Here is a 14,111-nt window from a genome sequence, read left to right as displayed (position 1 = left end):
CCTCACATGATCCCAGGGTCCGCTGGCGCAATCCTGGGATGACACCCTCACTTACCCCAGCGTGGCCAAGGCCTGCCCGAGGTCGGCAACCAGATCGTCTGGATGCTCGATGCCGATGGAGACGCGGATCGTGGCGTCGGTGACGCCGAGACGATCGCGGGTTTCCTTCGGCACGCCGGAATGGGTGGTGGAGGCCGGGTGCGAGATGAGCGACTCCGTGCCGCCCAGGCTGACCGCGAGCTTGAACACCTGAAGGGCGTTGAGCACCTTGAAGGCCTCGGCCTCGCCGCCCTTCACATCAAAGGAGAAGGTGGAGCCGGGGGCGTCGCTCTGCGCTTGATAAACCTGTTTGGCCCGCGAGCCTTCCGGCAGATAGGCGAGGTGGTGAACTTTCACGATGCCCGGATGCTCGTGCAGGAACTTGGCCACGATCTCGGCATTGCGGTTCGCCGCCGACATGCGAAGCGCCAGGGTTTCCAGCGAGCGGCCGATCATCCAGCAGGAATGCGGATCGAGCTGCGTGCCGATAGCCGAGCGCAGCAGGCGCACATTCTTCATGTGCTCCTTGGAGCCCAGCGCCGCGCCGGCGATCAGGTCCGAGTGTCCGCCCACATATTTCGTCAATGAATAGACCGAGATGTCGGCTCCGTGCTTCAGCGGCTTCTGGAAGAGGGGGCCGAGCAGGGTGTTGTCGCACACGATGATCGGGCGCTGGCCCTGAGCCCCGCCGATCTCGTCCGCGATGGTGCGGATAAGGGCCACGTCCACCAGGGTGTTGAGCGGGTTCGAGGGTGTCTCGATCATGATGATCGCCACACGGCCTTTGGCTTGCGCTTCCTTGGCCGCCGCGCGGATGCCGGCCTCATCGACGCCGTCGCCGAAGCCCACGGCCTGGATGCCGAAATTCGCGAGGGTCTTTGCGATCAGGGTCTCCGTACCGCCATAGAGCGGCTGGGAGTGGAGAATCACCTCGCCGGGGCGAGCGAAGGCCAGGATCGTGGTGGCAATCGCCGACATGCCGGAGGAGAAGAGAAGGCCTGATTCCGCCTCCTCGAAGATGGCAAGGCGGTCTTCCACGATCTCTGCATTCGGATGGTTGAAGCGGGAATAAACGAGGCCTGCGGCTTCGCCCTGCGGCGGCTCCTTGCGACCGGCCACGTAATCGAAGAATTCCTTGCCGTGCTCGGCGCTGGTGAACACGAAGGTCGAGGTCAGGAAGACCGGCGGCTTCACGGCGCCTTCCGACAGTGTCGGGTCGTAGCCGTAGCCCAGCATGAGGGTTTCGGGCTTGAGCTTGTGATTGCCGATGCGGTCCTTGTGATAACGGTTATAAGCCATTGGCTCTTGTCCTCCCTGGTTTGTTATGGGCTTACATGATGAGAGCGGTTGCCGAAAGCCGATGACACGACTTAGCGCATCGTGCGGAAAAGTGGATCCGGTTTTCCGCCCCCGGCGATGCGCCGTTAAAAAGGGAGCATCGGCTTGTTCCAAAAGTGGTTTCCACTTTTGGGGCCGATGCTCTAGGGTCTGATCGTGAAAAGGAATGGTGGGGATGGCGCGTTTTACCGGGACCGAAACCTATGTGGCGACCGAAGATCTGACGGTCGCCGTCAATGCGGCGATCACCCTGGAGCGTCCACTGCTCGTGAAGGGAGAGCCCGGCACCGGCAAGTCGGTTCTGGCAGAGGAGATTGCCCGTTCCTTGAACGCGCCGCTGCTGACCTGGCACATCAAGTCCACCACCAAGGCCCAGCAGGGGCTCTATGAATACGATGCGGTTTCGCGCCTGCGCGACAGCCAGCTCGGCGAGAGCCGGGTGTCGGACATCCGCAACTACATCAAGCGCGGCAAGCTGTGGGAGGCTTTTGGCTCCGAGACCCGTCCCGTTCTGCTGATCGATGAGATCGACAAGGCGGATATCGAGTTCCCGAACGACCTCCTGCTCGAACTCGATCGCATGGAGTTCTTCGTCTACGAGACGGGCGAGACGATCAAGGCCAGGCAACGCCCCATCGTCATCATCACGTCAAATAATGAGAAGGAGCTGCCGGATGCCTTCCTGCGCCGCTGCTTCTTCCACTACATCAGGTTCCCGGATGCCGAGACCATGGCCCGCATTGTCGGGGTGCATTACCCCGGCATCAAGCACCGGCTCGTGGAAGAAGCGTTGAAGATCTTCTTCGACGTGCGCGAGGTGCCGGGACTGCGCAAGAAGCCTTCGACATCGGAACTGCTCGACTGGCTTAAACTCCTGCTTTCCGAGGATATCGGACCCGAGCAACTTCGCGAGCGCGATACGCGCAAGCTCATCCCGCCGTTGCACGGTGCGCTCCTCAAGAACGAGCAGGATGTGAGCCTCTTCGAGAAGCTGGCCTTCATCGCCAGGAGGGAAGGGCGTTGATGCTCCGCCTGCTTCTTCTCCGTCACGCCAAGGCCGCCTGGCCCGCCGGTGTTCTCGATGTCGACCGTCCTCTCGCCAAGCGCGGGCGGGAGGCTTCGGTGCTGATGGGCAATTACATCAGGAGCGAGTGCCTGGCGCCGGATCTCGCGCTCGTCTCCTCCGCGCGCCGCACGCAGGAGACCTGGGAGCTCATTCACCCGATCATCGGCGATGTGGAGAGCCGAAGCGACGGACGCATCTACGAGGCTCCCGTCTCACGGCTTCTGACTGTCCTGCACGGGGTGGAACCTGAGGCCCGCACGGTTCTGATGATCGGCCACAATCCCGGCTTCGAGGATCTTGCGAGTCTCCTGATCGGCGAGGGCGACATGGACGGCATCCTGCGCCTCGGGCGCAAATACCCGACAGCTGGCCTCGCCGTCATCGACTTCCCGGTTGAGAGCTGGGTGGAAGTGAAGCGCAAGTCCGGTCGGCTGGAACGCTTCGTGACGCCGAAATCCATCGGAGCCGACGAAGACGATTGAGGTGAACCTATCGCTCCCGCCATCGTTTCTCCTGAAAGATCTTCAAAGCTTCAGGCGGTCGCGGGGACCATCTTCACATGCTGCTTCAGACGCTTCTTGCACTTGGTCTGGCTGGGCGCGCTTTGCTTCCCGACCTGTCCGATCTCCCCGTGAGGGAGCAGGCGCTGCAGGCGCGCTATGAGCCTCAGAGTCGGGAGGTCACGAACTGGCGCTCGGAAGCCATGGATGCACTCGAGCCGAAGACGGTTGTCACATTGGCTGCTCTCTTCAAGGCCGAGCGCCCCTTTGTCACCCGCTGCGTGAAGCTCAATAACTATTGGTGCATCAAGAGCGCCCGCTGGAACGGGGAACTCGCCACCGACAACGAAGGCCATGTGGGTTTTGCCTCCGCGGATCACGGGGCTGATGCCGCGGCCCTGCTGCTCAAGCGCTATTACCTCGATCTCAAACGCAAATCCGCCCTCGACATCGTGCGGCGCTGGGCTCCTGCCGAATGCGGGATCGCCACCGGCATCGGTGGCATGGCGGTGCTGGCGGTCAGGGGAATCGGCGGCACGGTGCGCGCTCAATATCTCGCCTCCCGTCGCAAGGGGCGTGTGGTGCGCTATACCGCGAAAGGCGGTTCCGGCGGCAAGCCGGGCCGGGTGTCCATGGTCATTCCGATGGCACCGAAAACACCTCAATACCGGGTCCCCAGCATCGCAGTGGGGATGGGCGAGAGGCCCAAGGCTCCTGATCCACGACCTCTCGTTGTCCAACGGGCCAAGCCCAAAGGAGAGCCGGTGGCCACGGCCTCGACGGCCCCCAAGACGCGGGTAGCTAGCGCTTGCGCTCCCGACGAACAGCGCCTGCGCAACTATGCCAGCCGCATGGTCGAGGGGCTGGGCCTTGGGCCCAACGATGACCTCAAGCTGTTTGAATCTGACGGCAGGCCCCTGCCGAACCTCGCCCGTGTGATGCTGGCGATGTCGTCCTTCGAATTGGGAGCGCTGCGGGCGAGCCCCGATCTGGTAGAGGCCGCCATCGAGCGGGCCAGCGCCAAGATCGAGGCCAGCATCAAGACGGACCGGCCTCGGGAACAGTGAAGCCGCCTTGCGCGATAGGACTTCAGGCCCCACCTTTCAGCTTGGCTTGAGAGAATTAGGTTCATCTGCGTGTCCGTCATTACCGATCTTGCCTCCCGCGCCGGGTCTGCTGCGCAATCGCTCTGGGAGGCCTCCGGCCAACTGATCCAGCCCACTCTCCGTCTCGGCGTTACGGGTCTCGCCCGCTCCGGCAAGACCGTGTTCACCACCGCACTGGTCCATCATCTGACGCGCGGCACGAACCTGCCCGCCTTCCGGGCCTCCGCCGAGGGACGTATTCGCCGCGCACACCTTAGCCCTCAGCCCGACGATGCGGTGCCGCGCTTCCCGTTCGAGGAGCATATGGCGGCCCTCACGCAGGATCGCCGCTGGCCGCAATCCACGAGTCGGATCAGTGAGTTGCGGGTGGATATTGAATATGAACGTAAAGCCGGATGGCGCCCGGGACCAGCGTCGCTTGCCCTCGACATCGTTGATTATCCCGGCGAATGGCTGCTCGATCTGGCATTGCTCGATGCGGACTATGCCGAATGGTCCCGCCAGACGATCGAAGCCAGCCGCCGTCGCGACCGGGCAGCGGTCGCAGGCCGCTGGCACGAGATCCTGAAGACCCTCGACCCGGCCGGCCCCGGCGACGAGGTGCTGGCCTCCAAGGCGAGCGAGGTCTTCAAGGATTACCTCATGGCGCTTCGGGCGGGTGCCGAAGCCGTGGCGACGACGCCGCCGGGGCGCTTCCTCATGCCCGGCGATCTCGCAGGCTCGCCGGCGCTCACCTTCGCGCCGCTCGATCTGGCGCCCGGCCAGGCTATTGCCCCTGGCAGCTTCGCCGCTCTCATGGAGCGCCGCTTCGAGGCCTATAAGACCCATGTGGTCCGGCCTTTCTTTCGCGACCATTTCCAGCGCATCGACAGGCAGATCGTACTGGTGGATGTGCTCGCCGCCATCGATGCGGGCCCTGCGGCTCTGGCCGAGCTGGAGGAGGCGCTCGATCAGGTGCTCATGGCGTTCCGGACCGGGCGCAACACGCTCCTCTCCCGCCTGTTCTCTCCCCGGGCCGACCGGGTGCTGTTTGCTGCCACGAAAGCCGACCATATCCACCACACGGATCACGACCGTCTCGATGCGGTTCTGCGCCATCTCGTGAACCGCGCCTCGCGCCGCACGGAAGCCGCGGGTGCGCGGGTCGGCACCGTGGCGCTGGCTTCCATGCGCGCCACGCGGGAGACCACGATCCGCGAGGGCCGCGAGACTCTGCGCGCCGTCGCCGGCATTCCCGAGGTCGGCGAGCGGGTGGGGAATGAGATTTTCGATGGCGAGACGGAAGCTGCGATCTTTCCGGGTGAGCTGCCGGAATCGGCAGAGGCCATCTTCCACGGCGCCATCGAGCCCGGTTCCTTCCGCTTCCCGCGCTTCAGGCCGCCCAAGCTGCCGATCGATGCGGCGGGCCGCATGGCCAAGATGCCTCACATCCGTCTCGACCGCGCCCTTGAATTCCTGCTGGGGGACCGTTTCGCATGAGCCGCCAACCTCGCGCTTTCCGCCTCAATGATCCCAACGTGACCGGCGGTTCGATCCAGGTAACGGAGGAGCCCTTCGATGCCATCGAAGCGGCGGACGGCATTGTTGTGCCCATGGGCGAGCGGCGGCGGGCGCCTTGGGTGAGTATTCTGGTCTCGGCGCTCTCGGGCCTCCTGCTGCTGGGGCTGGGCCTCGCCCTCGAAAATCTGATTGTCGATCTTTACGCCATTACCCCCTGGCTCGGCTGGGTGGCGCTGGCGCTCGCCGTGATCGCGACCTTGGCCTTTTTCGCCATCATCGGGCGGGAGGCTTTAGGGATCTGGCGGGAGCAGAAGATCGAGAAGCTCCGTGAATCCGCTGTCGATGCTTTGGCGGTGAAGGACCATAAGGCTGCCAAAGGCATCGTGGCCGATCTCCTGAGCCTCTACGGCGGCAGAAGCAGCGCTGCCCAGGGAAGTGCCAGGCTCAAGGCCCTCACAGATGAAATCATCGACGCCGATGACCGGCTCGCCATCGCCGAACGTGAGCTGCTGGCCCCGCTCGATATCCAGGCCAAGCGCGCGATTGCCGCCGCGGCCAAGCAGGTCTCTCTGGTGACGGCTGTGAGCCCGCGCGCCATCGTGGACGTTGCTTTCGTGATCTTCACTGCGATGCGCCTGCTGCGGACCCTGGCGCGTATTTACGGCGGCAGGCCGGGCCTGTTCGGGTTCCTGAGGCTCGCCAAGGCGGCCCTTAATCACTTGGCCGTCACCGGTGGCGTGGCCGTGGGCGATAGCCTCATGCAGCAGGTCTTGGGGCTGGGTTTGGCGGCTCGGATCTCGGCGAAGCTGGGGGAGGGCGTTCTGAACGGACTCATGACGGCTCGATTCGGGCTTGCCGCGCTCTCCGTCTGCCGCCCGTTGCCCTTCATCCGCGAGGAGCCCCCCAAGATCGGGGACGTGGCCGGAGAGCTGATCAGCCGCGCTGAGGCCGCTGCCTCTTAAATGGTGCGGCAAATCGTTCAGTTTCAGGCCTTTGCCCGTATTCTCGGCGTTTCAAGGGGTGCAATGGAAATATTTAGACAAATCGATGACGCTGAAGAGCGTTGTCGCGGAACCTGCTTCCCTATATAGGGGCCCCACAGTTCATTGGGGAACAATGGCCGAACATGACAGACATCGTTATTGATGAGGGTTATCGACCGACAGAAGACGAGCCCTTCATGAATGAACGGCAGAGGGAGTATTTCCGGCGCAAGCTGATCCGCTGGAAGAACGATATCCTCAAAGAGGCTCAGGAAACTCTCGCCACCTTGCAGAGCGAGAACGAGAACCATCCTGACCTGGCGGACCGCGCCTCTTCTGAAACGGACCGTGCTATCGAGCTTCGTGCTCGCGACCGGCAGCGCAAGCTGATCGCCAAGATCGATGCAGCTCTCGCCCGGATCGATGACGGCTCCTATGGTTACTGCGAGGAAACCGGCGATCCGATTTCTCTCAAGCGCCTCGAGGCTCGCCCCATCGCGACCCTCTCGCTGGAGGCCCAGGAGCGTCATGAGCGCAACGAGCGGGTCTACCGGGACGACTGATCCTTTCCTTCATTGCTGCACAAACAAAAAGGGCTCCAGTATCGGAGCCCTTTTTCGTTGGGTTTTAGGTGCTTAAAGCATCGGACCCAAAAGTGGAGTCCACTTTTGGGGTTCGATCCGATGCTTCCTTTCTAGAGGAGCGCATCGTCTAGAGCGAAAAACCGGATCCACTTTTTCGCACGATGCGCTAGCCCTTCTTGCCGGTATCCAGGGGACGTCCGAGCAGGCGGGCGAATTCAGCCTCGATGTCCTCTACGGAGAAGGGATCGGACGCCTTCTGCGGAGCCGGAGCGGATTCGGGCTGCTGCGGAGGCAGCGGCGACGGAGCGGGGCGCGGCGGCTCGGCCGTCGGACGCAGCGGCTCGGGCTGCGGAGCGGGAGCTGGCTCCTCGACGAGATCCTTGTCGTCCTCGTCGCGGTCGGCCACGGGCGCTTCCTCGGTGTACCCGGTTTCAAGCAGGTCGTCCGCGTCAGCCACATCCTCTTCAAGCGGCTCATGAGCCGGGGCCGGAGCAGGAGTCACCGATGCGGCGGGACGCTTCAGGGCCTCCTCAAGCTGCTTGGCCATATTGGAGAGAACCGCAGCATCGGGTACAGCCTTGACGGCGGGAGCCACAGGCTTCTCGGCCGGTGCGGCCTGGAAGGGGCGGACGGGCTCTGCCTGCGGGGGAGGTGCGGGTGGCGTCGGAGCCATCGGTGTCGGACGCGACTGGAACGGTGGCGGGGTGACGGTCGGACGCGGCTCAGGACGCTCCGCCGGCGGGGGAGCCGCAGGAGCAACCGGAGCGCTCGGGAAGGGCGCCGTCCGGGCCTCAGCGCGCAGGCCCTGCACAGCCGGGGCTGCCGTAGCCGACACGAGGTCGGGCTTCAGCACGGGCTCGGTATGCGCCGGAACGGGGGCGCTGACGGAGGCAACCGCCGAAAGCTCCTGGTCGACGTCGGATTCCTCGGACGGACGCCGCACAAAAGCGCCGAGCTGAGCGGCGAGCTGAGCCTCGATGGAAGGACGTCCGTTGGCCTCGACCGGTACCGGGCGCTGAGCCTGATCCAGGGAGGGCTCGAAACGTTCGGGGCCCGCCTCATTGGCCGCAGCCGGAAGGCGGGCGCCAGCCACGCGCACGATGTTGGTCTCGATGACCACATCGTTGGGACCACCGATGAGGAGGAGATGCTCGACATTGTCGCGGCGCAGCAGAAGGAGCTGCCGCTGCCGGTCGAGGTCGTAAACGTCGACGATGCCAAGCCGCGGCTGGCGGCTGCGGGACCGGTCGCTGCCCGGCATCATGAGACGGGCGCCCGTCAACTTGCGCAGGACCAGACCGAACAGGGCGACCAGAGCCAAGATGATCGCGAAGGCGATCACGAAGAGGACTGCTCGCGACGCTTCGATACCAAAAAGAGATGACACGATGAACTCTCAAGCCTTGTGGGGGGCCTTTGACAGGCCAGTTCTGTGTTGGTTGTACCACATTGACCGTCAAAGCCAGCCGCAAGGTTAACAGATGGTTAACGGCGCAATTTATGCCTTGCGGCATATGGGGTTCACGGGAATCCCTGCAATCCGTAGGGCAGGGTAAGGAGCCCTCAAGCACGCAAAATGTGGCCAGCACGGGGCAGGCCGAGAATTCTTCCTGAAAAACGTTTGGCTTCAGGCCTCTTGTGCAGTCTCTTGATGCAGCCTTAGAGGTCAATCAATAAATTCCGTGTAGGACGATCCGAAGTTCAAGCGGTTGGATGCAGGGTTCCGCATCCGGTGCCACGGCACATCCGCCTCCCTGAAGGATAGTGAAGTTCATGGCTCACCAAGGCGACATGCCAAAGGGCTCGACCATCGACCGCTCCGACCGTCCCGGCCATTTCGGATGGGTCCTGCTGCTGGCTGCCGTTCTGGCCGGCGCGGTATTGAGCCTTCGCTACCTCGGCAGCGAGCAGGCGCAGCCTCTGATCCTGGGGCTGCTCGCCTTCTTCGCCATGGCGGGCGTGTTCTTCCTCTTCGCTTGGGCCATCGGTGTCATCCAGTTCGCCGGCCAGACCGTTCGCAACGACATCACCAAGCTCATGGCCGACACGGCGGGCGAGGGGCTGGCTGTGATCGATGACGATGGCCGCATCATCTATGCCAACGAGGCCTATCTCTCTTTTGCCCGCTCGGACGGGAACGAGGTCCGCCCTGTCGAGCGTCTGTTCATGGGCGCTCCGGAAGTCTCCGAGGCAATCTACCGCCTGGCCCAGGCTGCCCGCGAGCACCGCACCGGCACCGAGGAGATCCGCCTCTCGCCGTCGCTCGACGGGGCCCAGGAATTTGGCTGGTATCGGGTCCGCGTCTGGCCCTTGCCGCGTTCCGGCAGCCGGAAGGCGGCACTGTGGAGCATCGCCGATATCACTCATGAGCGGGAGCGCCAGGAAAACGTCTTCCAGGAGCTCCAGCACGCCATCGACTACCTCGATCATGCGCCGGCGGGTTTCCTCTCCATCGATCCTAACGGCTCCATCATCTATCTCAACGCCACGCTGGCGACTTGGCTCGACTACGATCTCGCCCAGGTCGGCTCGGGCGGTCTGAGCCTGGCCGATATCGTGCCGCGCAACGTGGTGGCAATGATGACCTCGTTTACCGGCGATCCGGGGACCGTTCGTACGGAAACCTTCGATCTCGATCTTCGCCGCCGCAACGGTCAATTTCTGCCGGTGCGCCTCTACCACCGCATCGCCTTCGGTCAGGACGGCCGGATGGGGGCCTCCCGTACCCTTGTCATCAATCGCTCGCCGGGGGTCGAAGTGGATGAGGGGCAGCGGGCCGCCGAGGTGCGCTTCGTCCGCTTCTTCAACAACACGCCGATCGCCATCGCGACCGTGAACCGGGCGGGCCGGATCGTCCATGCGAACGCGCCGTTCTCCAAGCTTTTCGGAACCCTCCCGCGCACGGGCGAAGGTCTGGGAGAAGGCCCTTCGATCTTCGAGAGCTTCCGCGAAAGCGGTCCTCTGGAGGCCGCCCTCAAGGTCGTGGTCGAGAACCGGGGCGATATCGCGCCGCTCGAACTGCAGACGGCCGGCGAGAACGGCAGCTCCGTCCGTGTCTGGGTCACACCTGCAGGCGATACGGGTGCCGATGGCGAGATGGCGATCATCTATGCCCTCGACACCACGGATTTCCGCAAGGTCGAGGAGCAGCTCGCCCAGTCCCAGAAGATGAATGCGGTCGGCCAGCTCGCCGGCGGCGTGGCGCACGACTTCAACAACGTGCTCCAGGCCATCATCGGCTATAGCGATCTGCTCCTCGCCAACCACCGGCCCACCGATCCGTCCTTCCAGGACATCATGCAGATCAAGCAGAACGCGAACCGGGCCGCGAGTCTGGTGCGTCAGCTGCTCGCTTTCTCCCGCCGCCAGACCCTGCGGCCTGAGGTGCTCAACCTCAACGACCGGCTCTACGATCTCTCCATGCTCCTCAAGCGCCTCCTCGGCGAGCGGGTGGAACTGGATCTCAGCCATGGCCGCGACCTGTGGTTCGTGAAGGCGGATGTGAACCAGTTCGAGCAGGTGGTGGTGAACCTCGCCGTGAACGCGCGCGATGCCATGCCCAACGGCGGCAAGCTCGCGATCCGCACGGCCAATGTCCCGGCCCAGGAGGCCGCGCGCCGCAGCGTGAGCGCCATGCCGCCCGCCGATTACGTGCTGGTGGAGGTCTCCGATACCGGCGCCGGCATGACACCGGAGGTGCTCGACAAGATCTTCGAGCCCTTCTTCACCACCAAGGAAGTGGGCAAGGGCACAGGCCTCGGCCTTTCCACCGTGTTCGGCATCGTGAAGCAGTCCGGCGGCTATATCGACGTGGATTCGAAGCCCGGACAGGGCACGACCTTCAGCATCTACCTGCCGCGGCACATCCCCGACGTTCAGGAAGCGCCCGAGGAAACCAAGGTCGATGCGCCCAAGAAGCCCGCCGCCGACATGACGGGGCAGGGAACCATCCTCCTCGTGGAGGACGAGGACCCTGTCCGCGCCGTGAACGCCAGGGCGCTGTCTGCGCGCGGCTACACGGTGTTGGAAGCTGCCTCCGGCGTCGAGGCCTTGGAGATCATCCAGGAGCGGGGCGCGCCGGTCGACCTCGTGGTCTCGGACGTGGTGATGCCGGAGATGGACGGGCCTACACTGCTGGGCGAACTGCGCAAGCTCTATCCCGACCTCAAGGTGATCTTCGTCTCCGGCTATGCGGAGGAAGCCTTCCGCAAGAACCTGCCCGAAGGCGAGGACTTCAACTTCTTGCCCAAGCCTTTCAGCCTGCGCCAGCTGGTGGAGACGGTGAAGCAAGTCATGGGGCGCTAAGTAGCTGTAAAAACAGTTGTTTTTGCCTGCGTCAACTTGGCTCCCGACGAGACTGTGAATAATCCAATGAGAACAAAAAAAGAACTTGTAAGCAGGAACAAAGTGAGTACATATATTCCCTCAACACCGCGTTGAGATTCACTCCTCCTCCTGCCATAAGGATGTCTGGTCATGTCGCAGTCTTCTCTGAGACTGGTGGAAAGTTCATCAATGGATAAAGACAAATCGAAAGCTCTCGACGCGGCGCTCTCTCAGATCGAGCGCGCCTTCGGTAAGGGCTCGATCATGCGGCTCGGCAAGGGCCAGCAGCCGGTGGAAATCGAAACCGTTTCGACGGGTTCGCTCGGCCTCGATATCGCGCTCGGCGTGGGTGGTCTGCCCCGCGGCCGCATCATCGAGATCTACGGGCCGGAATCGTCCGGTAAGACCACGCTCGCGCTGCACACCATCGCCGAAGCCCAGAAGAAGGGCGGCGTCTGCGCCTTCGTAGACGCGGAACACGCGCTCGATCCCGTTTATGCCCGCAAGCTCGGCGTCAACCTGGACGATCTCCTGATCTCCCAGCCCGACACCGGCGAGCAGGCCCTCGAAATCGCCGACACGCTGGTCCGCTCCGGCGCGGTGGATGTGCTCGTCATCGACTCGGTGGCGGCTCTGACGCCGAAGGCCGAACTCGACGGCGAGATGGGCGAGGTCCAGCCAGGCCTCCAGGCCCGTCTCATGAGCCAGGCCCTGCGCAAGCTCACCGGTTCGATCTCCCGCTCGAACACGATGGTGATCTTCATTAACCAGATCCGCATGAAGATCGGCGTCATGTACGGCTCGCCGGAGACGACAACGGGCGGCAACGCGCTGAAGTTCTACGCTTCGGTCCGACTCGATATCCGCCGCGTCTCGACCCTGAAGGATCGCGACGATCCGATCGGCAACTCGGTGCGCGTCAAGGTCGTCAAGAACAAGGTCGCTCCGCCCTTCAAGCAGGTCGAGTTCGACATCATGTTCGGCGAGGGCGTCTCGAAGGTGGGCGAACTCATCGATCTCGGCGTCAAGGCCGGCATCGTCGAGAAGTCCGGCGCCTGGTTCTCCTATGACAGCCAGCGCCTCGGCCAGGGCCGTGAGAACGCCAAACAGTTCCTGCGCGACAACCCTGAGGTTGCCGGCAAGATCGAGGCGCTCATCCGCCAGAATGCCGGCCTCTTGGCTGATCGCATCCTGGAGCAGGCGACCCCGACCGCCGACGATCTGGATGAGGGTTCCGCCGACTAGCGCCTCGTGCTTAAAAAGTGGCCCCGGTTTTCACTGACGTGGCCCTTCGGGTCGCTGACGCGGACCTCCGGTTCCGCTTTCAACGATGCGCTGCTCGAGAGAGGGAGCATAGGATCAATCCCAAAAGTGCAAGTCCACTTTTCACGTCCGAGGCTCTAAGGCTGAAAGCATCAGCCGGCTGTCCGGCTGAGACTGAGCTCCATAAAGGTTTTGCTCTCCTTCAAGGGCAAAGGAAGGGCCGTCGCGAGAGATCGCGGCGGTCTTTTTCGTTTCTTCCCGATGATTAACGTCATCCCGGACGGCGTGAGCCGATCCGGGATCGTCATCAGGGCAAGGCGCTTGAACCTCCACTGTCATTCCCGCGTAGGCGGGAAGTCATGAACACCGCGGGTGCAGGCTGGAGCAGGGGCCTGGTTATGGATCCCGGCCTTCGCCGGAATGACAGTGCCCAATTCGGAAAACGATCCCGATCCTCGCTTCGCTGCGTCCGGGACGACATTCTCGATAGGTGGGGTTCAAGGCCTCAGCGCTTATCGCAGATCCACCCTGATTCCGGCTCCGATGAAATTCGAGCCGGACCCCTTGTCGGCAAAGAGCCCGAAAACTCCGGAACGATGATGGATCCGGGGGACGAAATACACGCCCGGCAGGGAGGAATGGGAGAATTCGGCTTCGAAGGCGAGATAGTTGAGAAGCTGGGTGGGCTCGACGCTACCGCTGCCTTCCAGCCTTGGACGCTCCGAGGCATAGGAGAGGCCCTCGCCGAAAGCCAGATTCACGCTCAATCCGCCGAAGAGCGGGATCTGCCCGGTCCGGAACATGAGGGCGACCGTCCCTTCCCAATGGGTCTGGTCGCCAAAGTGGCGGAGCACCTGGCCTTCGAGCTCAATCCGGTTGCCGCGGAATGCGAAATCCGTACCAAGCAACGGGATGGCGAAAGAGGGAACGATGACCCGCGAGAGGCCCGCTCCGACAATATAGGCGTCCTCGCCCGTCAGCTCGCCCGTGAGTGTCTGCTCCGGGATCTCCAGCAGATCGGCATTGACCCATCGGCTGCCATAAACCGTAAGATGCCAAGCTCGCTCTTCCGGCGGCGGTGTAACAGGAGCTTGCGCCGCTGCAGGCCCGCCAAGGAGCGCGAGAACAAGGGAACCCGATCTCACGATTCTCCATGATGCGCTGTCTGAACGTCCGGGAAAAGACGTGATCCACACTGGCGTTGCCGCTCCCCACCATTCTTAAGTCTTGGAACTATAATTGTGCGGGCTCCTCGAAAGCAAGGAAACCGTATCCTTGGGGGCTTGCTCCAACAGGGTCTTCTGGACTGGCCAGGGATGGCAGCTTGTCCCATTTCAGCGGACGTCCGAGAGGGCAACCGGTTGCCGAAGGGCCGGAACTTTAGGCTCCTCGCCTTCCGGATGCGC

At 63.3% G+C, this 14,111-nt stretch carries 11 protein-coding genes; 8 read left to right on the top strand and 3 right to left on the bottom strand.

Annotated features, from left to right (window positions below; genetic code table 11):
- Positions 1-51: 51 nt before the first annotated feature.
- Entirely contained in the window at positions 52-1,338 is a 1,287-nt protein-coding gene (locus tag DC522_RS14610; RefSeq protein WP_116529416.1) for a cystathionine gamma-synthase family protein, read from the bottom strand.
- Between the two features lie 214 nt (positions 1,339-1,552).
- On the opposite strand from DC522_RS14610, the gene DC522_RS14605 reads away from it, so the two are divergent.
- From DC522_RS14605 to dksA, 6 genes are all read left to right on the top strand, one after another.
- Entirely contained in the window at positions 1,553-2,401 is an 849-nt protein-coding gene (locus DC522_RS14605) for a MoxR family ATPase (protein ID WP_116529447.1), read from the top strand.
- Positions 2,401-2,925: a histidine phosphatase family protein gene (locus tag DC522_RS14600; protein ID WP_116529415.1), complete on the top strand. Its 525-nt coding sequence runs from the start codon at positions 2,401-2,403 to the stop codon at positions 2,923-2,925. The genes DC522_RS14605 and DC522_RS14600 overlap by 1 nt, the downstream gene beginning before the upstream one ends.
- A gap of 77 nt (positions 2,926-3,002) precedes the next feature.
- Positions 3,003-4,010, top strand: coding sequence for a hypothetical protein (locus DC522_RS14595; RefSeq protein WP_116529414.1), 1,008 nt, complete (start codon positions 3,003-3,005; stop codon positions 4,008-4,010).
- 69 nt (positions 4,011-4,079) lie between these two features.
- Positions 4,080-5,528, top strand: coding sequence for a YcjX family protein (locus DC522_RS14590; RefSeq protein WP_116529413.1), 1,449 nt, complete (start codon positions 4,080-4,082; stop codon positions 5,526-5,528).
- Positions 5,525-6,511 carry a YcjF family protein gene (locus DC522_RS14585; RefSeq protein WP_116529412.1) on the top strand — a complete coding sequence of 329 codons (987 nt, stop codon included), beginning with the start codon at positions 5,525-5,527 and terminating at the stop codon, positions 6,509-6,511. Before DC522_RS14590 ends, DC522_RS14585 begins: the two co-directional genes overlap by 4 nt.
- 164 nt (positions 6,512-6,675) lie before the next feature.
- A complete protein-coding gene (gene dksA, locus DC522_RS14580) occupies positions 6,676-7,095 on the top strand; it encodes an RNA polymerase-binding protein DksA (protein WP_116529411.1) in 420 nt (139 codons plus the stop codon).
- Between the two features lie 187 nt (positions 7,096-7,282).
- On the opposite strand, the gene DC522_RS14575 is transcribed toward dksA, so the two are convergent.
- Complete coding sequence (locus DC522_RS14575; RefSeq protein ID WP_245444162.1) at positions 7,283-8,503, bottom strand: flagellar biosynthetic protein FliO; 1,221 nt, start codon at positions 8,501-8,503, stop codon at positions 7,283-7,285.
- Between the two features lie 386 nt (positions 8,504-8,889).
- Here DC522_RS14575 and cckA point away from each other — a divergent pair, with 386 nt between their 5' ends.
- Complete coding sequence (cckA, locus tag DC522_RS14570) at positions 8,890-11,421, top strand: cell cycle histidine kinase CckA (RefSeq protein WP_116529409.1); 2,532 nt, start codon at positions 8,890-8,892, stop codon at positions 11,419-11,421.
- Between the two features lie 171 nt (positions 11,422-11,592).
- Positions 11,593-12,687 carry a recombinase RecA gene (gene recA / locus DC522_RS14565; RefSeq protein WP_047191951.1) on the top strand — a complete coding sequence of 365 codons (1,095 nt, stop codon included), beginning with the start codon at positions 11,593-11,595 and terminating at the stop codon, positions 12,685-12,687.
- A gap of 530 nt (positions 12,688-13,217) precedes the next feature.
- Here the strand turns inward: recA and DC522_RS14560 are convergent.
- Positions 13,218-13,850: a hypothetical protein gene (locus DC522_RS14560; RefSeq protein ID WP_116529408.1), complete on the bottom strand. Its 633-nt coding sequence runs from the start codon at positions 13,848-13,850 to the stop codon at positions 13,218-13,220.
- Positions 13,851-14,111 lie beyond the last annotated feature (261 nt).

Source organism: Microvirga sp. KLBC 81 (assembly GCF_003075415.1).
Taxonomy (GTDB): domain Bacteria; phylum Pseudomonadota; class Alphaproteobacteria; order Rhizobiales; family Beijerinckiaceae; genus Microvirga.
The sequence above is the reverse complement of the archived record's forward strand: the minus strand, read 5'-3'. Positions and strand labels throughout refer to the sequence as shown.

Excerpts from the sequence above, each read along its gene's own strand:
- DC522_RS14610 (WP_116529416.1), bottom strand. The coding sequence starts at position 1,338 with ATGGCTTATAACCGTTATCACAAGGACCGCATCGGCAATCACAAGCTC.
- DC522_RS14605 (WP_116529447.1), top strand. The coding sequence starts at position 1,553 with ATGGCGCGTTTTACCGGGACCGAAACCTATGTGGCGACCGAAGATCTG.
- DC522_RS14600 (WP_116529415.1), top strand. The coding sequence starts at position 2,401 with ATGCTCCGCCTGCTTCTTCTCCGTCACGCCAAGGCCGCCTGGCCCGCC.
- DC522_RS14595 (WP_116529414.1), top strand. The coding sequence starts at position 3,003 with ATGCTGCTTCAGACGCTTCTTGCACTTGGTCTGGCTGGGCGCGCTTTG.
- DC522_RS14585 (WP_116529412.1), top strand. The coding sequence starts at position 5,525 with ATGAGCCGCCAACCTCGCGCTTTCCGCCTCAATGATCCCAACGTGACC.
- dksA (WP_116529411.1), top strand. The coding sequence starts at position 6,676 with ATGACAGACATCGTTATTGATGAGGGTTATCGACCGACAGAAGACGAG.
- cckA (WP_116529409.1), top strand. The coding sequence starts at position 8,890 with ATGGCTCACCAAGGCGACATGCCAAAGGGCTCGACCATCGACCGCTCC.
- recA (WP_047191951.1), top strand. The coding sequence starts at position 11,593 with ATGTCGCAGTCTTCTCTGAGACTGGTGGAAAGTTCATCAATGGATAAA.